The following is an 18265-nucleotide window of genomic DNA, read 5'->3' as shown; positions in this document are numbered from 1 at the left end:
AGAAGTTTTATTTTGGCGTCAAAATAACAACATACTCTGCGGGCGACCGGGAAGCAAGCCAGAGGACTCCCGAACCAGACACGATTTTCCTGATCGGCGCAGCAGCGACAAGTCCAGTCTGTACTGTCGTTTCGCTATCGCCGCCGCATCAGGGGAACGTCAGTTCCTCATCGTCGTCTTCGAATTCCTCCAGCCGCTGACGAGCCATATCCGCCCAGGGGCCCATTTCGTCGAATTCGAGATATATCTTCCAGTGGGGCACCGCCTCTTCCACGCGGTTCAACTGGTGCAAAACTTCCGCAGTATGCAGATGCGCATCCGGATAATCGGGGTGAACCTGCAGCGCGATCTCAAACGCCTGCAGCGCCGCTTCCGGATCGCCCAGCTCGTTATGCAGACAACCCAGCTGCGTCCACGCTTCGATGTAATCGTGATCCCATTCCACCGCCGCGTAATATCGCTCGAGCGCTCCCTCCGTATTTCCTTTGAGATACAGCGCCTCGGCCAGATGCAGATGCGTTTCCGGCACATCGGGTTGCCCCAGCAGTGACAGTCGGAACGCCTCGATCGCGGGTTTCGCTTCCCCCGCGTCCAGGTACTGGCAGCCTTCCTGGAACCATTCTTCCGCGCTCCGGTCCTTCACCTCGGGCGTCTTCAGGTGCTCGGTGAACTCAATCGTCCCCTCGAACTCCTCTTCACCCGCCAGCTCGGGAACTTCGGTCTCTTCCGTACCAAAGTCGAACACCCGCTGTCCCTGTTTGGGATCGATCAGACCCCGCTCATCTTTCAGCAGCAGTTGTGCGTCCTGTGAAAGCAGCGTCAGCTGCGAGAGCGGGGCATCGATCTCGTTGAAGACCTTCCCCAGGTGCTGCAGGCTTTCTTCCAGTTCCCGCGGATGCACGCCCGATTCCAGCAGCTGCGACAGTCTCCGCACGCTCGCGACTTCCTGGAAGGAAAAGTAGGGGAGTCGGAAAATCTTCCGCACCGGCTTAATCAGTCCCTGGCGTTCCCATCTGCGGATGGTCCCCACCGGGATATTCAGCATCTGTGTCAGCATCGCGGGTGTATAAAGCTGATCCATATTCACGCCGGGATCGCGAAGTTCAATCAGCGCCAGCCAGTCCGATTCCTTGATGATCCGGATCGGCGTCCCTTCCTGAATCAGTTCCTGGGCCTGGCTCAGATTGACGGAAGGCGAACCGTCTGCTTCCAGCGGCCAGCCCTCTTCACCCACCACCAGCAGCGTCGTCGAACGACTCACATGCTGGGCCGCCTGACCTCCGTGCTGCTCGACGAACTCCCACGCCTTGTGGTGTGTCATGGAGGCGAGCGTACCGGTAAAAACCACACGCTCTCCCTGTAGCGCCGGCGAGCCCTGCAGCAGTTGATCAGGTTGTTCTTCTTCTGTCTCAGCCATAGTCTCAGTAATACAGAATTTCTTCATAAATATCGAGAAAAAAGGGGGTTATCAGATGCGAGTTTCAAAATATCATACCCCCAGGAGGTAAACTTTCCTTGAGGATACTGATACGCGAATCCGTTGGGTAGCTTTCAGGCCGATCCTTCATTATAAGGGAGCAAAATAAGTCTTTTTCCTGCTCAGGGTACTGTTTGTACCCCGAATTTTGACCATACATCCATGGGAGTTGATTGGAATGTCCGTGCTCGAGTCGAATGACCCCGAAATCTGGAACCTGATTCAGGCTGAAGCCAAACGTCAGAAAGACGGTCTGGAACTCATCGCCTCTGAAAATTACACCAGTGCTTCGATCATGGAAGCAGCCGGCTCGATCCTGACGAACAAATACGCCGAAGGACTCCCCGGACGCCGTTACTACGGCGGTTGTGAAAACGTCGACGTCATCGAAAACATCGCCCGCGATCGGGCCTGCAGCCTCTTCGGTGCCGAATACGCCAACGTCCAGCCGCACTCCGGTTCCCAGGCCAACATGTCCGTCTACTTCACCGTCCTCAAACCAGGCGACACCTTCCTGGCGATGGACCTCGCACACGGCGGTCACCTCACTCACGGCATGAAACTCAACTTCTCGGGCAATCTCTATAACCCCGTTCCTTACGGCGTACGGGAAGACAATCACCAGATCGACTACGATCAGGTTGCCAAACTGGCCCGCGAACACAAACCTAAAATGATCATCGCTGGTGCCTCCGCGTACCCCCGCGAAATCGATCACCCCAAGTTCGCAGAAATCGCCGCTGAAGTCGGTGCCGTCCTGATGGTCGACATGGCCCACTATTCCGGCCTCGTCGCTGGTGGCGTGCACAACAACCCGGTTGAAGTCGCCGACTTCGTCACCTCCACCACCCACAAAACACTGCGTGGTCCCCGGTCCGGCTTCGTCCTCATGAAGAAGAAGTACGCCAAAGACCTTAACCGCGAAGTCTTCCCGGGTATCCAGGGGGGACCGCTGGAACACGTCATCGCCGGTAAAGCCGTCTGCTTCAAAGAAGCCGCTACCGACGACTTCAAAGCCTACGCCCGGCAGATCGTCGCCAACGCGAAGACCCTCGCCGATGCCCTGATGGCCGGCGGCATCAAGCTCGCGTCCGGCGGAACCGACAACCACCTGATGCTCTGCGACGTCACCGCCATCGGCCTCGCCGGTAAGATCGCTGAAGAAGCCCTCGACAAGGCCGGCATCACCGTCAACAAAAACATGATCCCCTACGATCAACGCAAGCCCCTCGATCCCAGCGGGATTCGCATCGGGACCGCCGCACTCACCACGCGCGGCATGAAAGAAGACGAGATGAAAAAGGTCGGTGCCTGGATTCTCAAAGTCCTCGGCGCCCCCGAAGACGAAGCGACCATCAGTGCCGTCAAAGGGGAAATCGAGGAATTCGCTCAGAACTTCCCCGTGCCCGGCATCGCGTAACAGACAGAACTCTGACTCATGACACAGCACAGCGATCTTGATATCACGACCATCGACTGCACTCGCGACGATGCCACCGCACTCTTCAGCGAACTCCGTGAGAAGCTGAGCCCCCGCGGCAACGTCGTCTCCGAAGCCGGTCGTCAGCGGACCATCGAACTGTTCGGCGAACCTCTCTCTCCGCAGGAGGTCGTCGAACGGATCTGTAACGATGTCCGCGACAAAGGCCTCGACGCACTCCTCGATTACTCGGAAAAGCTCGATCGCAAGCAGCTCACCCCCGAGACCATGCGTGTCTCGGCTGAGGAACTCCAGGAAGCCCACGCCAAGGCCGACCCCGAGTATCTCGCCACGCTGCGTCGCATTCGTGAGAACATCATCGAGTTCCAGTCGGCTCTGCTGCCGGACGACGTCAAAGTCCTCCGCGAGGCAGGGGAGTCTCGCGTCGAACTCCGTCAGCGGTACCTCCCCCTCAAACGGGTCGGTGTCTGCATTCCGGGCGGCGCAGCCGCGTATCCTTCGACCCTGCTGATGACCGCGATCCCCGCACAGACCGCAGGCGTGAAAGAGATCGTCGTCGTCGTGCCTCCCACCGATTTCGGGGGCTACAACACCGACATCCTCGCCGCCTGTCAGGAACTGGGCATCACCGAAATCTACCGTGTCGGCGGCGCCCAGGCGGTAGCCGCCCTCGCATACGGCGTGGAAGGCATGGAACGCGTCGACAAAATCGTCGGCCCCGGCAACCTGTTCGTGGCCCTCGCCAAGCGTCACGTCTTTGGTGAAGTCGATATCGACAGCATCGCCGGCCCCAGTGAAGTCATCGTCCTCGCCGACGAAACCGCCAACCCCGAGTTTGTCGCCAGCGATCTCATTTCGCAGGCCGAGCACAGCCCCGGGTCCGGCGTACTCATCACCTGGCACGCACCGCTGATCGAAGCCGTCCGCACCGCGCTGTTCAACCAGCTCAATGAACTCCCCCGCGGCGACCTCGCCCGCCAGAGTCTGCTCGACTACGGCGCGCTGATTCTCGCCCGTGATGAAGACGAAGCCGCCCGCTATACCGACCTGCTGGCCCCCGAGCACCTGCACATCTCGACCGCAGACCCCGATCAGCAGCTCGCCAAAATCCAGAACGCCGGCGCCATCTTCATGGGACATTTTACTCCCGTCGCGACCGGCGACTACTACGCCGGCCCGTCGCACGTGCTTCCCACCGGAGGCACTGCCCGCTTCGCCAACGGCCTCTGTTCGATCGACTTCCTCAAACGCTCCTCGGTGATCTACTACAACCAGGAGGGTCTGCAGGGAGACGCCCCCGGCATCACGCTGCTCGCCGAAAAGGAAGGCCTCACCGCCCACGCCGCCAGCGTCACGATCCGCCTCAAGGACTGAAGCGTTTTCACCTGAAGACCCGGAACTGAAAACCGCTGCGCACTGCTCAAACTGGACTGGAACCGCTCCCGCCGATCGGTATGTTGTTTGAAATCTGGCTCGCGCGCGAGACACCTGCCTGAGCACCGGCACAAGCTCCACCAGTGCCTCAACCCCACCTGAACAGCCGCCGGTTTTCACTACATCTGCACCTGATCGCAACGCACCAGTGCCCGATGTTCCCCGGACACAGCCGGACAGATTCCGGCCGGACCGGGACAAATTCCAGGCCACACCAGGACAAAATCCGGCCACATCGGGACAAAATTTTGTCTTGACTCCCCCACGCCCATCCAGAAGATAACCCCCATCAACGGAACCCCCAACAATAATGAGATCCGTAGCGACTGTCTTAAAAAATCAGATTTTAATCACGTTTGCCTCCCATTTTTTCCCTTCTTTGACCATGGTGTTGAGAATGATGAGCAGTTTCCGCATGGCGGCCACGAGGGCGACCATTTTGGACTTTCCATTTTCCACGAGCCGTTTGTAGAACGCTTTGATCCTGGGGTTGTGATTCAGGGCCGTGACGGTGGGCATGTATAACCCGTTCCGGATCCGGACTCGTCCCCCGCCAATCGTTCTTTTCCCACGCAGAGTTCCACTGTCACGGTTGGTGGGAGCCAGGCCGATCAGCCGCGCGATCTGCTTTCGATTCAGACTCCCCAGTTCCGGAAGGTCTGAGATGAGCAGGGCCGCGGTTGTGCCGGCCACACCAGGTACTGACTGCAGGATTTCAGAGCGCTCGCGGGATTCTTCATCCGCGTCAATCAGCTCCTTCAGTTTTTTCTCGATGTGTTTGAGCTGTTTTTTATAGAACTGGATTGAATCGCTAATCATTTTGGCCACTTCCCTGTCCGGGGTGGTTTCCAGGCGGTTCTGCTCCTGGATGATCATCTTGCTGACCTGCTGCCTGCGAGCACTGAATTCCCGCATTTTCTGCTGGACCTGTGTTAAAAGTGGGGTAATCCGCGGCTGCATCACCTGGGCAAATTCCATGATCGTGTGCGCGTCAATCTGATCGGTTTTCGCCAGCCGGTTCTTGGCGCGGGCAAAGTCCCGGATCTGCCGAGGGTTGACGACGGCGACTGGAAACCCATGCTTGTGTAGACAGGCAACGAGTTTTCGTTCCAGTCCTCCCGTTGCTTCCAGGCAGATCAGTTTGGGCTGAGTCTTCTGAAGCACCTGCATGAACTGTTTCATCCCGTCGGGTGTGTACTCATAAACGGAACCTTTGGGACGACCTGAAATTCTGGTATCAAACTTAGATTTTGAAATGTCAATTCCGACGTGATCTGTGTTATGCTGTTGCATGCTAAGGCCCTTCCTTGCTGATACGAGCTGGTGGTGGTGCACCGCTCAGGCGACTGTACGGGTTAAGGCATGGAGAAGCGAGTGGCGATCAAGCTACAAATCGGTCTTTAGGACCAGGGGCAACCACGATCTGACACTCGCCACCAATGCTTCCCGCCTTTAAAGGCGGGAAGCATTGGCTTTATCTGCCTATCAAATCAAAGAACTGCAGACAGTCAAGAGCAGATACAAGGGGCAACCCTGTGTGGTTGCCCGCCTGGCGACACCCCACCAGTTCCCGCCCCAATGGCACAACAGAGCCCCCACCAACCCTGAGCGGCAACGCACCAGCCGCCGGTAACAACCAAACCACCAGCCAAAACACACCACCACGAAAAACCCGCCCCCCAGAACAAAATCAGCCGCAACCAAACCGGGCCGGGACCGCAGAAACCCAAACCCCGGCACAATCCCTCACTCAACGATTCAAAAACACCAGCGGTGCTGTTACATTGAAGCAAGCAGGCAAAGCACAAGACAACAGCAGGAGCAGAACCATGTCACAACACGGGCCCTTTGAGATCTGGGTAGAACTGGAAGCCATCACAGACGGCACCTGGAAAGAGGACGTGGAAGATCAGTTCTGCAACGCGATCATCAAATTCGAAAACGGCGATCGCATCGGCCTCAATATCTGGAGCGAAGCCCGGTTCAACCGCCGCCCCACGGAGTTGTTCTGGTTCAACAACAAAGTCGCCCACGGCCCGGACCTGATCGTCAAAGAGTTCACCATCGACTCCATCAAAGCCACCCTCCGCCAGCTCATCACAGAAAACAACTGGCTCACCGGCAGAGGATTTCCGGCGAAGGAAGATTGAGACGGTTTAGAAGATTGAGACGGTTTAATTGAGATGAATTAATGATACAACACGCAAAACGACAATTACACAGACTATGAGAGCATCGTAAAATTTGTAAGTTATCTTTTGACTTTTTGCATCTATGAAAAAAACACCTCAGGAATAACGTCAAAATGGCCCTTGATCTTGTGAGAGTTCATCGGCACCATTTTCTCCAAATGACTCTCTCTGAAATATTTTTAATACTCGATCAGCAATACGAATCAGTTGATCGAATGTTAGAACCTCGATTCCATGTAAGTGGTCATTAAAATTTCGCAAAGCTTCCAATTGAGTAGATCCACCATCTCGACCAATAAAAATTCGGGCTCGTATTTTGAGTGTATCAAAACTATCTTGAGCAAGAATTGAGTCTCGCTTCCGCTCGACTTCAGTGATATAACGCATTACTTGCCCAAGCACTTTAGAGAGATTAGAAGAAGGATAGTAACTATCATGAGATTTATCATATCTAAATAATGCATCAGTAAATGGTGTTTTAATCTCAACTATTTCCAGATAGTTATCAGTTGTACGTCTTAGCATAAAGTCGAGATTATCATCTCTAGTCCATTTTCTCCGATCTAGAAGTTCACTGTACTCGCTACCAAACATCCAAGGATTCTTTACTAATAATTCTTGGTATTTTTGCTCATCAGTATCCTCACTCTCTACAAGCCTCGTTAATAATTCAAATGCTTTCTGATTCTTGACTAGCTGCGCAGCAACCGCAATGTGCTCTACTATCTGTGGATCGCTTTGTTCGAAAACCTCAACAAACTCCTCTCGATATGAGTTTGTATCTCGAATTCGAGGAACTATTAATTTGATCAACTCGATCATATCAGGAGAGGCAAGATCTGGAACTAATTCAATTAAATCCCCGAGTTTTTCATAATCACGCGACTTAAGTATTCGCAATTCACCGGTTGAACCAGATAACCTCCCCTCATGATGAGCTTGTAAAAACCGGAAAAGAAGCTCAATCTCATTTGGGTTTTCACCATTAAGAGTGATTGACTTTTCAGGCTTATAAAACCATCCATCTTTTTTGCGATCAATACTATCAAGCTTCAAGATATAATGATGAAGTTCCTCCGTATTTGGATTAAGGATTTCCATCAGTGTGGCTATTCTAAATGCTTGAGGCCCTTCCTTGAGAACAGCCTGTTGAATACTACCAAGATTAGGATTCTTGATTGAATTCCGTATCCGTACTTTTACATCATCTAAATTCGATTCAGGTGGCAGACTCATAAATAATTCTTTGAAATCACAGCTAGTAAATATAAATATCAAAACATATAGCACGTATTTAGCTCAAACTAGAAATCATACGAATCACGCCTAAAACGCCTCCTGCAATACTCCCTAGAATAAAGACAAAAGGAACACAACATCCCATTGCTTTCCCCATCTTTCGTTGCCTACCACTTCGCGTAAGAGGTATTCCAGTTTTTCTTGAGATCCTTGATTTTGCACCAGACAAACCAGAAGCTCTCTTCCATGAAAAAGAGAGTCCCGGAATCCCTTTCCTTCTACCCATAGCTTTTTACTCCTTAATTCAATTGAACTGCGTCCCAAACATCAACCGTTATCCACAATCCCCCCAGTAGACTTCTCTTCCACAACTTCAGCCTTCCCACCCTCATACTCCCCAATCACAGCTTTCAGCCGCTCTGAGTGTTTGAAGATATCATCCACGCACTCAATCTCGACTTTGTCTTCATTCTTGTTCGTGAACAGGCCCAGGTATTTCTGTGAGTGGTTGAACCGCAGGCGGCAGATCGGTTTGCGGTTGTTGTCGTCCAGCAGGATGCCGCAATAACTTTTTGTGTCGCGCATCGTCACGCGGGCTACGTCGACCACTTCCCGCAGGATCGCCTTAACGACGTTGAAGCCATCCAGTTCTTCCTGCGTGGTTTCGATGCCGTCACGGGCCGAAGCGTCGTCGCCGTTCTCTTCGTCGTCGAACAGATCCTCACCACCGCCTTCTCCCGAGTTCGCAGACAGGGCGGTCTTCAGTCGCTCGTTGATCCGCTCGTTAATGAACTGTGAGCGTGCATCTTTCACGATCTTCGTGAACTGCTCAATCACCTGCTGCGTCAACCGGCCGTCGTACACCTGTGACGCGAAGAACCGCACGAACTCTTCAGACGGTGCCTTGAGTTCCTCCTCCAGAATCTTCTTGATCGCCCCCGCGTACTTGAGCGTACTGGCCGTCGTCAGAATGTCGTCCAGCGAAAACGCCGACTTTGTGAACTTTTTGAGTTCGTTGATCTGGTGGTCTTCGAAGTGCAGCATGTTGAAGACGAAGAAGGGCTTCGAATCCATTTTGTTAGGCTCGTCGATGTCCGAGTAAAACTGGTATTCGATGCCGTTGGTCAGAATCGCAAACCGGGCCGACGTCACCGAGAAATACCGGAAGAGCTGTGAAGCGTGCACCTTGTCCAGATCGGCTCCCGACCATTTGCATTCGACCAGGATAATGATCTGCTCATCCTTCTTGATCGCGTAATCGACTTTCTCTCCCTTCTTGATGCCCACGTCTGACGTGAACTCCGGGATCACCTCCAGCGGGTTGAACACATCGTATCCCAACGCACTGATGAAGGGCATGACGAACGCGTTCTTCGTCGCCTCCTCGGTCTGGGTGTATTCCAGTTGTTTTGGAATCCGGGCAGCAATTTCTTTCATCCGATCGATCAGATCCATCGTTCCTCCATTCAGCGCACAAAAAGAACCGGGATAACCTGCCTGCAGAAAGGGGGGCACTCCGGCCCGAAATCGAACTGGAGTGCCAGAAGAGGGGTTACTCGTGCGTGCCGGGAGTGCTCGCACCTAATCACTTCCACGAACACTCCCAGGCAGGCCCGCACATCTAAACATTATGCCAGACATGATCAATACGTCAACTATATTCAGACAGACAGACCTGATTTTCGACTGAACAGACCACAAAACCCAGGCAAAACAGAGGGCAGGGCGTCTCTCAGGCAGGCTGACGTTGATAATAAAACCGCCACCAGAGGCCGCTGATACAGGCGCCGACACTGTACCAGAGAATATCCAGCGGATCGCCGGTGACTCCCGGTGATGTAGAGGCGAACTGCGGGAACAGAATTTCGTACTGGATCGACCAGACCAAGAGCGGCAGCAGAATCTCATACAGTTCCGGCGGTCCGTTATGCGGACGGGCTTTGCAGAAACGGGCGATCAACACCACGATCGGCACCAGCAGCGGCACGCAGAGCAGGTCATTGAAATGATTGTGCACGAACCCGCCCGTCACCAGCGGCTTGAGCAACCAGCGATTCACCAGAAACAGCACCAGGGCCGTCAGAAATAACGGATCACGCAAATACAGAAACCGCATCCGTCAGTGCCCATTCGGAATATGTAACGGCAGCAGCATCAGTCCCATGCCGGTCGCAATCACCAGCACCACCAGGGTAAACCAGATATATCGCCACGCCGTCATCGGGTGTCCGGTTCTCGTCGTCCCTTTTAATGACATGAGCGTGAAACAGAACACGAGAAAGGCTGCTTCCGCACCAGCAACCAGGAACCCGTCCCGCGCCACCTCGTCTTTGTCGTTCGTCAGAAAGAACTGCCGGAACGTGGGGAGCGCCCGTTCCCGGTTCCGCCCGTCAACATACAGATCCGCATCGAGGCCCACGCCCCCCGGCTGCCCGTCGCGACCATAAGAGAACAGCTCGTAATTCTCCCCCTCCCGCCGATATTGAAACGGGTTCCCCCAACTGTCCAGCAGCGGCTCGCCCGGCAGTTCCAGCATGGCATGCACGTCGGGAATCTCCGCCAGAGTATCGGGCAGCACACCGTGTGTCTCCCGATAGTCGGCAATCTGCATTCCTAAGACCCGTAGCCCATAAAAACGCGTGAAGTCCTGATTGCGACACATATTTCGCTGACCGCGCAAATTATACCAGGCAGCCACATTCAGAATCACAAAGATCAACGCGCCGCAGAGCAGGGCAATCAGCACGTGGCGTATCAGTCGTCGAATCATAGGCAGGACTCAAAGCGAAGAAAAGAATCAGCGGCCCCAAAACATAAGCGCCATGACAGAAGATGATCACTCCACCGGCTTCGGCCGGGACGTACCGTCGGCGTCGACGCGATCGGAGAAATCCGGTTTCGAACTGAGCTGGACCGGCAAATTGTTTTCCACGACCAGTTCGATTACCCGCATCGCATTCTCGTGTGGTTCGGCAGCCGGAGCGTCCCGACCGTAGTAGACGACTCCCTGCTGCTTCTGCAGCTCGGCGAATCGGGTGCGGACCGCTTCCAGCCCCGCGGGCTCCCCATCCATTTCGATGGTGCCATCCTCGAAGACCCAGATCTTGACAACCGGCCCCTCCGCCGCGGCAGGCGCGGTCTCTTGGGGTGCACTCGCGGCTTCCTCTGTAGGTGCTGCTTCCTGCTGACAACCGGCCAGCCCCATTCCCAGGCTGCTCACCAGCAGCAGTATGACTGATCTCATTGTTTCTCACTTTCTGATTCGAAATACAGGCCCGCGCTCATTTCACTATCGTGCCTGGCCGCGCTGCTGTCCAGTCACCCGGCGGCGGAGTCTCAGCCGAGCCTGGGTTGCCGGGCCAGCAACTCATCCCGGGCCGTGTATTCGTCCTGTAGAGATTCCAGAAAACTCTCGGGCGAGGAGAGGATCGTGTCACTCTGACCGGATTCCAGGATCGACACATACAGAGCCGCGGAGTACGCCTGGCAGTTGATCGACTTCTTCGGGTTGAATTCGATATCCGTAAAACCCCGGTAGCCGACCAGCGTCTCCCGAAGTCCGGACTGCTGCTCCAGGGCACTCAGGTAGAGCCAGTCATAGAAGTAAGTGCGGGGCTTCAAGGGCCAGGCAGCCCCCTGAAACTCGAACCGGAGCAGGCGTCCCGAACTCTGCAGCCGGTCGTCTTTCTTGGCCTCCCGCGAGGTTCCATTGAGCAGGTCGAGAAACGGGCCGCCCCGCTCAAAGACTTTGCTCCCCTGGAAGGCAGTCTCCACGGAGCAGGACCTGCTCCCGTCCGCGTCGGTCAATGAAAGATGAAAGGCACTCAACGACACCCCCAGTTCCTCGGGGGACTTGCTGGAGATCTCCAGCACCGGTTCGATACCTGCCTCCCCGGCGGCGACATGCAGGGAGTGAATCGAGCGCTGCTTCTGAGCCGTCGAGAAGCCGGGGAACCATTCGAAGTCGAGCGAACGTACCACGACTCCCGGACGATCATCGCGGGGAACATAGACGGGGCGGACCGCCATTCAACGTGTCTCCATTCAAGTAGAGCAGGGGGCGACTTCAGAGAAGCCATCATAGACCACAGTCCCCGACACTGCCACAAACAGTCTGTTTTTCAGGCACTTTTCGTATGTGTCCGCAACAAACGGGTGCCACCGTCGGCTCGTCCGACAGCGCCTGGGTACAGACCACAGCCGGCAGGCGCGCTCACCTCAAGAACCATGAAGCGCGTGCGAAAGGACTCACCTCAGGCGACGCGCAAGAGCGCTGCGACAGCCGGCTGGCGCGGTCTTCAGAAGCGCGTCGCGACACCTTCCACGACGCGCGCGAACCATCGCCGAAAATTATTTCCTCAGAATATTTCAAAATTGTGAACTCTGATATTTTAAATTTCCAAAAGATTGGTAACTTACGCGTCGATATGAATATCTTAGTTCATATCTGTTTCTTTAACTCCTTTTTCTGGAGATACCGAGATGGCCAAATCTACTTCTAAGATTGGGCAAACTGCCAAAAAGCAAACTGGCAAAACCACAGCTGCTGCTCCTAAAACTGCCAAAGGCAAAACCAGCAAGAAGAAATAATCTTCTCGCCTGATTCTGGCAGATTGACAGCCCCCTGTTCGAAGAGTTCCTGGAACTCGAAAAACAGGGGGATTTTTTTTTTGGTAGACAGAGAAGTTTCAAGCACCGCACTTTCAACCGTCCCCCATCCTGAAACCCAACCCAGGTCTCTCCGGGATAACGCCAGGGCTGTCAGCCCTCCCACTACCGTGCTCCCCGGGAAACGAATTTTCCCAATACAAGCGGGCCACTCTTGAGTATACTGAGGGAAACAGGCATTTCCCCGACCGGTAACAGGAGCTCAGACGATGACCGACAAACAGCCCCACCAGATCACTGAAGTCTTTCCTTACCTCCGCACCCGGGATGCCAGTGCCGCCATCGATTTCTATGAGCGGGCGTTTGGAGCCGTCGAGGACTTTCGGCTGACCGAACCCGGCGGGCGGATTGGTCACGCGGAACTCAAGTTCGGGGCAACGACGATCATGGTCTCCGACGAGTATCCCGAGTACGGCATTCACGCGCCCCGGGAATCCACGCCGACCGGATCGGCAATCCATCTGCATGTGCAGGATGTCGACGCCATGACGCAACAGGCCGTCGGCGCAGGTGCCACGTTGATCATGGAACCGGCCGACCAGTTCTACGGCGAACGTGCCGCGAAGGTTCAGGATCCCTTTGGGCACGAATGGCTGCTCGGCAGTCAGATTGAAGAAGTGTCTCCCGAGGAGATGCAGCGCCGCTTTAGCGCGATGTTCGAGGCAGGCGAAGAGGAGTGCTGAAGCGCCCAACGCTCGCGAGCTCTCTCACCTGGATTAGATAAGGAGCAGGGGCCTCCCGAGAGAAATTTTTCATTTCCCGGCAGCCAGCGGGAGCCCCTGGTTTAAGCATCGTCTTTCAGTCTGCGCCGCAGCAACACTCGGTCAGACGCTGAATGGAACCGACAGCCGCAAGCATTCGATTGCGGGCAGGCGGGTTCGCGGTGTGTACTTTGATCTCTGGTGGATCGAAGTCCTGCGTCGCGACAGCTTCTTCAATCCAGAGTAGCACATCATAGCCAGTGCCGCGTTCGTCATCGCCCAGATCGTGGTCGAGACTGATCGAGCGGACTTCACCCGTTTTTAAAAATTGAATTGCTTCATCCGGCCAGCGAACCTGTCGCCAGCCCGGCGGTGCCGGTCGTTCGTCATCCAGATAGACGTTCATGAATTTTCCTTGTATTCCACATTAAGAACAGATGAATTCACAGAAAAACGATATGAGGCCTGTATCACAGACCTTCTGCGTAACGTGACACAAAAAACGCCTCACAGGTTCGCTGTTTTCGGGGATCACATCAGCAAACGTGAATAAAAAACGCTGAATTATTAACTGAAAATTAACTTGCAGAAATCGGCTCTGATCAACTCATGTTTTATGAAGCTAACACGTTCTTCACACACCCTTCATAAATGCGGACTAGACTGCCCGCAACTTCAGCAGAGACTATTTTCCATTCACAACATCTCTGACTGTTTCATTCAAGCTGAATTCATCAGCAGCAGATAAGTTCAAATCCGCCAGTCTGCTTCCCACAGGGAAGACGAATAAACCAGTCAGATTTAATTCATTCTCAGTTGTTACTGGTCCTGCTCTCAGACTCAAAAAGGAGAAGTGATGAACAATCGAAAAGCGTTTACCCTCATCGAGCTACTGGTGGTGATTGCCATTATCGCAATCCTCATCGCCCTGTTACTACCAGCGGTACAACAGGCACGCGAAGCTGCACGACGTAACAGCTGCAAAAACAATCTGAAACAAATCGGACTGGCTTTGCACAACTATCATGAAACATTCAGCGCGCTGCCCCCGGGTAGTATCGTCTACTTCAATGGTACTAAATACTATGGACACGGCTGGACCTGGCACGCCAGCATCCTGCCTTATCTCGATCAGGTTCCGTTGTACAACCAGATCCAGGGACCAGACTCCAGCGGCATGGGAGCCGAATCAGGTGGTACAACCAGTGCCAAACAGCAACTGGCCGGACAGACTGTGCTTTCCGTATTCTGGTGCCCCTCCCAGCCCGACGTAACCCAGGGTGTGCAGAAAGGGGGCTATTCGCCTTCGAACTATAACGGCAACATGGGCACGCTGATCGGTAACTCAGGCGACAACTGCTACGGCGGTTCAATTACCACTCCCGCTCAGATGGCAGCCACCGGTGGCTGCATGGGAGCCGACGGTATCTTTTACATCAGCAGCAGCGTCCGTTTCCGGGATGTCACCGACGGCCTGTCAAACACCATCTTCGTCAGTGAAGTCATCGATTCCGGCGGAGACGCCAACATGCTGGGCGGCGGGGGCAGTGACCGCAAGCACTGTTTCTCCGGGGGTGCAGACAGCAATCCGCCCACCGAAATGTCGGAATACCTGATCGCCGCCGAGAGCAATGATCCGATCAACGGTTATGCCGAAGAAGCAGCCGGCAGCTACCACACCGGCGGAGCCCAGTTCGTCTTCGGTGATGGTCGTGTCCGCTTCCTCTCGGAAAACATCGACATGACTCTATACCGTGCCATCAGTACTCGCGCCAAACGGGAAACCCTCAGCGACTTCTAAAGCACTATGACGAATCAATAACGCCCTTCCAGTCATGTCGACGGGAAGGGCGTCAGTTAAAAATGAATCAGAGGATCGTATCCTCGCTACTAAGAAATCCAACGTATCAAAGTGAGTTTCAACCATGACCAGTTTTAAACAGAACAAAATCCAAAACATCTTCAAAGTAACTCTGCTGACCCTGTCCCTGGCAATCACCGGCTGCGGTGGGGGAGCCGGCGATCAACCTGACCTCGGACTGGTTAAAGGGACTGTCACCTTCGAAGGCTCGCCCCTGGCTGGTGCCTCAGTCACCTTCATGCCCGACAGCGGACGTCCCGCCAGCGCCACCACCGATGCCTCCGGAAACTACGAACTGGTTTACATTCGTGATACCAAAGGCTGCAAAATCGGTCACAACAAAGTCATGATCACCTCCGTTGTCGAAGGCGGAAATGAAATGGAATCCGAAGGCGACGATGCCGCTCCGGCTGAAGCCACCAAAGAAAAACTGCCTTCAAAATACAATACGAACACCGAACTGGAAGCTGACGTCAAAGCCGGCGAAAACACCTTCGACTTTGAACTGAAAAAATCCTGATTCCCCAGTCCACGCTGGAGCAACCGCTCCAGCGTGACATGCTTTATAAAACCACAAGAGTTTCAAATTTGAGTTAAACCAGGGATAGATTATTTCATCTGATTACCGAGCGTTTGTATTTTTCGGAACTCGCAACAACTGATGCCACGCTGAACTCAACAGCATCTCAGCCAGGATAACCGGCGATCCTGTTTCGCCATTGCCAGAATCCGTACTTTTTATTGTCCTTTCATCCCTCTAACCCACAAGGAAAACTCATGCAGAATCGAAAAGCCTTTACACTGATCGAACTACTTGTGGTGATCGCGATTATCGCTATCCTGATTGCCCTGTTGCTTCCTGCTGTCCAGCAGGCACGCGAAGCAGCTCGCCGCTCGCAGTGCAAGAACAACATGAAACAAATTGGATTGTCTCTGCACAACTACCACGAAGCCCACAGTGTACTTCCGCCGGGCAGTGTGGTTTACTACAACGGTTCGAAATACAACGGACACGGCTGGACCTGGCACGCCAGCATCCTGCCGTACCTCGACCAGGCTCCCATGTACGATCAGATCCAGGGGCCATCCTCCAGCGGTCTGGGTGCTGAATCCGGTGGTGTCAACGATGCCAAACAGCAACTCTGTGGCCAGGCCCGACTCTCCGTCTTCTGGTGTCCCTCCCAGCCGGATGTAACCAAAGGAGCTCAGAAAAACGGTTATGCCCCTTCCAACTATAACGGCAACATGGGCACCCTGATCGGCAGTTCTGGCGATAACTGCTACAGTGGTAATGTCGATACTCCCCAGGAAATGGCCGCCACCGGTGGTTGCATGGGTGCAGATGGTATCTTCTATATCAGCAGTTCCGTCGCTTTCCGTGACATCACCGACGGCCTATCCAACACGATCATGGTCAGCGAAGTCATTGACTCCGGTGGAGACGCTGACATGCTGGGTGGTGGCGGCAGTGACCGCAAGCACTGTTTCTCCAACGGAGCAGACAGCAATCCCCCGACTGAAATGACCGAGTACCTGATCGCAGCCGAAAACAACGATCCGATCAACTCCTACGGGGAAGAGGCAGCCGGCAGCTATCACACCGGCGGTGCCCACTTTGTCCTCTGTGACGGTAGCGTGCGATTCCTCTCTGAGAACATCTCTATGACGCTCTACCGTGCTCTCAGCACCCGCGCCAAACGCGAAACCCTGGGGGAATTTTAATAACCCACTGATTCCCTCGACTCTCAACTGAGACAGACCAGAACAACCTCTCTGCCAGCTGCGTTGAAGAACAATCGCAGGCAGGGAGGTTCTTTTTTTACAGCCTGTTCATCAATCGAAGTGATAGACAAAGCCCACTCTCATCACAGGCGATTTATATATCCATGCTCTGCCCGGGATCTTCATCAACCGCGCGAAAAGATAACGACTTCTTCATCATTTATTCACACATCAAGTATAAAATTCTCACACTCTTAACAGGCTCTTTCACATATCAGACGTGGTAAACAACATCCGTCGTGCTGGTTCTCACAGCAACTACCTGAATTCCGATTTGCGATTCTGTTTCCGTCACCGTCGAAGAGCACATCATTCGTTAACTCTTTTTTCATTTCATATTCGTTTTTGAAATGCAAGGAAAACACATGAAAAATCGGAAAGCCTTTACACTGATCGAATTGCTGGTCGTCATCGCGATCATTGCCATTCTGATCGCTCTGCTGTTACCCGCAGTACAACAGGCACGCGAAGCAGCCCGTCGTTCACAGTGCAAAAACAACCTGAAACAGATCGGTCTGGCACTGCACAACTACCACGAAGCACACAGCGTACTCCCGCCGGGTAGTATCGTTTACTACAACGGTTCAGTTTACAACGGCCACGGCTGGACCTGGCACGCCAGCATCCTGCCGTACCTCGATCAGGCGCCCCTCTACGATCAGATCCAGGGGCCTTCTTCCAGCGGCATGGGGTCTGAATCCGGCGGTGTGAATGATCCCAAGCAGCAGCTCGCCGGCCAGACCGTTCTTTCGGTCTTCTGGTGTCCCTCACAACCAGACGTAACCAAAGGGGCTCAGAAAAACGGATACTCTCCCTCTAACTACAACGGCAACATGGGAACGCTGATCGGCAGCTCGGGCGATGACTGCTACAGCGGTTCGATCACGACGCCCGCTCAGATGGCAGCTACCGGTGGTTGTATGGGTGCGGACGGCATCTTCTACATCAGCAGTTCCGTCGCTTTCCGTGACATCACCGACGGCCTCTCCAACACCATCATGGTCAGTGAAGTGATTGACTCCGGCGGAGATGCAGACATGCTGGGTGGCGGCGGCAGTGACCGCAAGCACTGCTTCTCCAACGGAGCAGACAGCAATCCCCCCACTGAAATGACCGAGTACCTGATTGCCGCTGAAAGCAACGACCCGATCAACTCCTACGGGGAAGAAGCAGCCGGCAGCTATCACACCGGCGGTGCTCACTTCGTTCTGTGTGACGGTAGCGTGCGATTCCTCTCTGAGAACATCGACATGACGCTCTACCGGGCACTCAGCACCCGTGCGAAACGGGAAACGATTGGCGAGTTCTAAGCCTTCAGATGACATCGATACGTAGAAAAGGCGCCGCTCCCCAGCGACGCCTTTTTGCATTTAAGCGTATTTCGACTATAATGTTTTGTAGTAAATCCACTGAACGCAGAGCTTCCCGCAATCGTGCGTGAGCTACTCTACGATTGCGGGGATGCTCTGA

18 protein-coding genes are annotated in these 18265 nt (G+C 54.2%); 9 read left to right on the top strand and 9 right to left on the bottom strand.

Annotated features, from left to right (window positions below):
• Nucleotides 1–148 precede the first annotated feature (148 nt).
• On the bottom strand, nucleotides 149–1417 hold the full coding sequence (locus tag HG66A1_RS11265) for a tetratricopeptide repeat protein (RefSeq protein WP_145183488.1): 1269 nt from the start codon (nucleotides 1415–1417) through the stop codon (nucleotides 149–151).
• Nucleotides 1418–1655: 238 nt separating this feature from the next.
• Between HG66A1_RS11265 and glyA the strand changes: the two genes are divergently transcribed.
• Nucleotides 1656–2897 (top strand): serine hydroxymethyltransferase, encoded by a 1242-nt coding sequence (glyA, locus tag HG66A1_RS11260; RefSeq protein WP_145183485.1) that lies wholly within the window; start codon nucleotides 1656–1658, stop codon nucleotides 2895–2897.
• Between the two features lie 18 nt (nucleotides 2898–2915).
• The gene (gene hisD / locus HG66A1_RS11255) at nucleotides 2916–4292 is read left to right on the top strand and encodes a histidinol dehydrogenase (protein WP_145183482.1); all 1377 of its coding nucleotides are present in this window, start codon (nucleotides 2916–2918) and stop codon (nucleotides 4290–4292) included.
• A gap of 399 nt (nucleotides 4293–4691) precedes the next feature.
• On the opposite strand, the gene HG66A1_RS11250 is transcribed toward hisD, so the two are convergent.
• Nucleotides 4692–5645, bottom strand: a complete 954-nt coding sequence (locus tag HG66A1_RS11250) for an IS110 family transposase (protein ID WP_145181142.1) — start codon at nucleotides 5643–5645, stop codon at nucleotides 4692–4694.
• A 536-nt stretch (nucleotides 5646–6181) separates the two neighbouring features.
• Between HG66A1_RS11250 and HG66A1_RS11245 the strand changes: the two genes are divergently transcribed.
• Nucleotides 6182–6502: a hypothetical protein gene (locus tag HG66A1_RS11245; protein ID WP_145183479.1), complete on the top strand. Its 321-nt coding sequence runs from the start codon at nucleotides 6182–6184 to the stop codon at nucleotides 6500–6502.
• Nucleotides 6503–6652: 150 nt separating this feature from the next.
• Here HG66A1_RS11245 and HG66A1_RS11240 read toward each other — a convergent pair whose 3' ends face one another.
• The 6 genes from HG66A1_RS11240 to HG66A1_RS11210 all read right to left on the bottom strand — a co-directional run bounded on the left by HG66A1_RS11240 (nucleotide 6653) and on the right by HG66A1_RS11210 (nucleotide 11812).
• Nucleotides 6653–7780 carry a Shedu anti-phage system protein SduA domain-containing protein gene (locus HG66A1_RS11240; RefSeq protein ID WP_145183476.1) on the bottom strand — a complete coding sequence of 376 codons (1128 nt, stop codon included), beginning with the start codon at nucleotides 7778–7780 and terminating at the stop codon, nucleotides 6653–6655.
• Between the two features lie 330 nt (nucleotides 7781–8110).
• A complete protein-coding gene (locus HG66A1_RS11230; protein ID WP_145183470.1) occupies nucleotides 8111–9238 on the bottom strand; it encodes a type I restriction endonuclease in 1128 nt (375 codons plus the stop codon).
• 277 nt (nucleotides 9239–9515) lie between these two features.
• Entirely contained in the window at nucleotides 9516–9899 is a 384-nt protein-coding gene (locus HG66A1_RS11225) for a hypothetical protein (protein WP_145183467.1), read from the bottom strand.
• A gap of 3 nt (nucleotides 9900–9902) precedes the next feature.
• Complete coding sequence (locus HG66A1_RS11220; RefSeq protein ID WP_145183464.1) at nucleotides 9903–10553, bottom strand: type II secretion system protein GspG; 651 nt, start codon at nucleotides 10551–10553, stop codon at nucleotides 9903–9905.
• 66 nt (nucleotides 10554–10619) lie between these two features.
• Nucleotides 10620–11027 (bottom strand): hypothetical protein, encoded by a 408-nt coding sequence (locus HG66A1_RS11215; protein WP_145183461.1) that lies wholly within the window; start codon nucleotides 11025–11027, stop codon nucleotides 10620–10622.
• A gap of 92 nt (nucleotides 11028–11119) precedes the next feature.
• Complete coding sequence (locus tag HG66A1_RS11210; RefSeq protein WP_145183458.1) at nucleotides 11120–11812, bottom strand: DUF6977 family protein; 693 nt, start codon at nucleotides 11810–11812, stop codon at nucleotides 11120–11122.
• Between the two features lie 107 nt (nucleotides 11813–11919).
• Here HG66A1_RS11210 and HG66A1_RS11205 point away from each other — a divergent pair, with 107 nt between their 5' ends.
• Both HG66A1_RS11205 and HG66A1_RS11200 read left to right on the top strand, forming a co-directional pair.
• A complete protein-coding gene (locus HG66A1_RS11205) occupies nucleotides 11920–12285 on the top strand; it encodes a hypothetical protein (protein ID WP_145183455.1) in 366 nt (121 codons plus the stop codon).
• A 375-nt stretch (nucleotides 12286–12660) separates the two neighbouring features.
• Nucleotides 12661–13134 (top strand): VOC family protein, encoded by a 474-nt coding sequence (locus tag HG66A1_RS11200; protein ID WP_145183452.1) that lies wholly within the window; start codon nucleotides 12661–12663, stop codon nucleotides 13132–13134.
• 115 nt (nucleotides 13135–13249) lie between these two features.
• Here the strand turns inward: HG66A1_RS11200 and HG66A1_RS11195 are convergent, their stop codons facing one another.
• The gene (locus HG66A1_RS11195) at nucleotides 13250–13558 is read right to left on the bottom strand and encodes a cyclic-phosphate processing receiver domain-containing protein (RefSeq protein WP_145183449.1); all 309 of its coding nucleotides are present in this window, start codon (nucleotides 13556–13558) and stop codon (nucleotides 13250–13252) included.
• Nucleotides 13559–14008: 450 nt separating this feature from the next.
• Here HG66A1_RS11195 and HG66A1_RS11190 point away from each other — a divergent pair, with 450 nt between their 5' ends.
• The 4 genes from HG66A1_RS11190 to HG66A1_RS11175 all read left to right on the top strand — a co-directional run bounded on the left by HG66A1_RS11190 (nucleotide 14009) and on the right by HG66A1_RS11175 (nucleotide 18105).
• Entirely contained in the window at nucleotides 14009–14953 is a 945-nt protein-coding gene (locus tag HG66A1_RS11190) for a DUF1559 domain-containing protein (protein ID WP_145183446.1), read from the top strand.
• Between the two features lie 124 nt (nucleotides 14954–15077).
• On the top strand, nucleotides 15078–15533 hold the full coding sequence (locus HG66A1_RS11185) for a carboxypeptidase-like regulatory domain-containing protein (RefSeq protein WP_145183444.1): 456 nt from the start codon (nucleotides 15078–15080) through the stop codon (nucleotides 15531–15533).
• A gap of 257 nt (nucleotides 15534–15790) precedes the next feature.
• Nucleotides 15791–16735: a DUF1559 domain-containing protein gene (locus HG66A1_RS11180; RefSeq protein WP_145183441.1), complete on the top strand. Its 945-nt coding sequence runs from the start codon at nucleotides 15791–15793 to the stop codon at nucleotides 16733–16735.
• A 425-nt stretch (nucleotides 16736–17160) separates the two neighbouring features.
• Entirely contained in the window at nucleotides 17161–18105 is a 945-nt protein-coding gene (locus tag HG66A1_RS11175) for a DUF1559 domain-containing protein (RefSeq protein ID WP_145183437.1), read from the top strand.
• The last annotated feature ends 160 nt before the right edge of the window (nucleotides 18106–18265 follow it).

Origin of the sequence: Gimesia chilikensis, from assembly GCF_007744075.1 — a bacterium.
In the GTDB taxonomy this organism is placed as follows: Bacteria; Planctomycetota; Planctomycetia; order Planctomycetales; family Planctomycetaceae; genus Gimesia; species Gimesia chilikensis_A.
Note: the sequence above shows the minus strand (reverse complement) of the source record. Positions and strands in the feature narration are given on the sequence as shown.

Coding starts and splice junctions, on each gene's coding strand:
- HG66A1_RS11265 (WP_145183488.1), bottom strand. CDS start 1,417: ATGGCTGAGACAGAAGAAGAACAACCTGATCAACTGCTGCAGGGCTCG.
- glyA (WP_145183485.1), top strand. CDS start 1,656: ATGTCCGTGCTCGAGTCGAATGACCCCGAAATCTGGAACCTGATTCAG.
- hisD (WP_145183482.1), top strand. CDS start 2,916: ATGACACAGCACAGCGATCTTGATATCACGACCATCGACTGCACTCGC.
- HG66A1_RS11250 (WP_145181142.1), bottom strand. CDS start 5,645: ATGCAACAGCATAACACAGATCACGTCGGAATTGACATTTCAAAATCT.
- HG66A1_RS11245 (WP_145183479.1), top strand. CDS start 6,182: ATGTCACAACACGGGCCCTTTGAGATCTGGGTAGAACTGGAAGCCATC.
- HG66A1_RS11240 (WP_145183476.1), bottom strand. CDS start 7,780: ATGAGTCTGCCACCTGAATCGAATTTAGATGATGTAAAAGTACGGATA.
- HG66A1_RS11230 (WP_145183470.1), bottom strand. CDS start 9,238: ATGGATCTGATCGATCGGATGAAAGAAATTGCTGCCCGGATTCCAAAA.
- HG66A1_RS11225 (WP_145183467.1), bottom strand. CDS start 9,899: ATGCGGTTTCTGTATTTGCGTGATCCGTTATTTCTGACGGCCCTGGTG.
- HG66A1_RS11220 (WP_145183464.1), bottom strand. CDS start 10,553: ATGATTCGACGACTGATACGCCACGTGCTGATTGCCCTGCTCTGCGGC.
- HG66A1_RS11215 (WP_145183461.1), bottom strand. CDS start 11,027: ATGAGATCAGTCATACTGCTGCTGGTGAGCAGCCTGGGAATGGGGCTG.
- HG66A1_RS11210 (WP_145183458.1), bottom strand. CDS start 11,812: ATGGCGGTCCGCCCCGTCTATGTTCCCCGCGATGATCGTCCGGGAGTC.
- HG66A1_RS11205 (WP_145183455.1), top strand. CDS start 11,920: ATGTGTCCGCAACAAACGGGTGCCACCGTCGGCTCGTCCGACAGCGCC.
- HG66A1_RS11200 (WP_145183452.1), top strand. CDS start 12,661: ATGACCGACAAACAGCCCCACCAGATCACTGAAGTCTTTCCTTACCTC.
- HG66A1_RS11195 (WP_145183449.1), bottom strand. CDS start 13,558: ATGAACGTCTATCTGGATGACGAACGACCGGCACCGCCGGGCTGGCGA.
- HG66A1_RS11190 (WP_145183446.1), top strand. CDS start 14,009: ATGAACAATCGAAAAGCGTTTACCCTCATCGAGCTACTGGTGGTGATT.
- HG66A1_RS11185 (WP_145183444.1), top strand. CDS start 15,078: ATGACCAGTTTTAAACAGAACAAAATCCAAAACATCTTCAAAGTAACT.
- HG66A1_RS11180 (WP_145183441.1), top strand. CDS start 15,791: ATGCAGAATCGAAAAGCCTTTACACTGATCGAACTACTTGTGGTGATC.
- HG66A1_RS11175 (WP_145183437.1), top strand. CDS start 17,161: ATGAAAAATCGGAAAGCCTTTACACTGATCGAATTGCTGGTCGTCATC.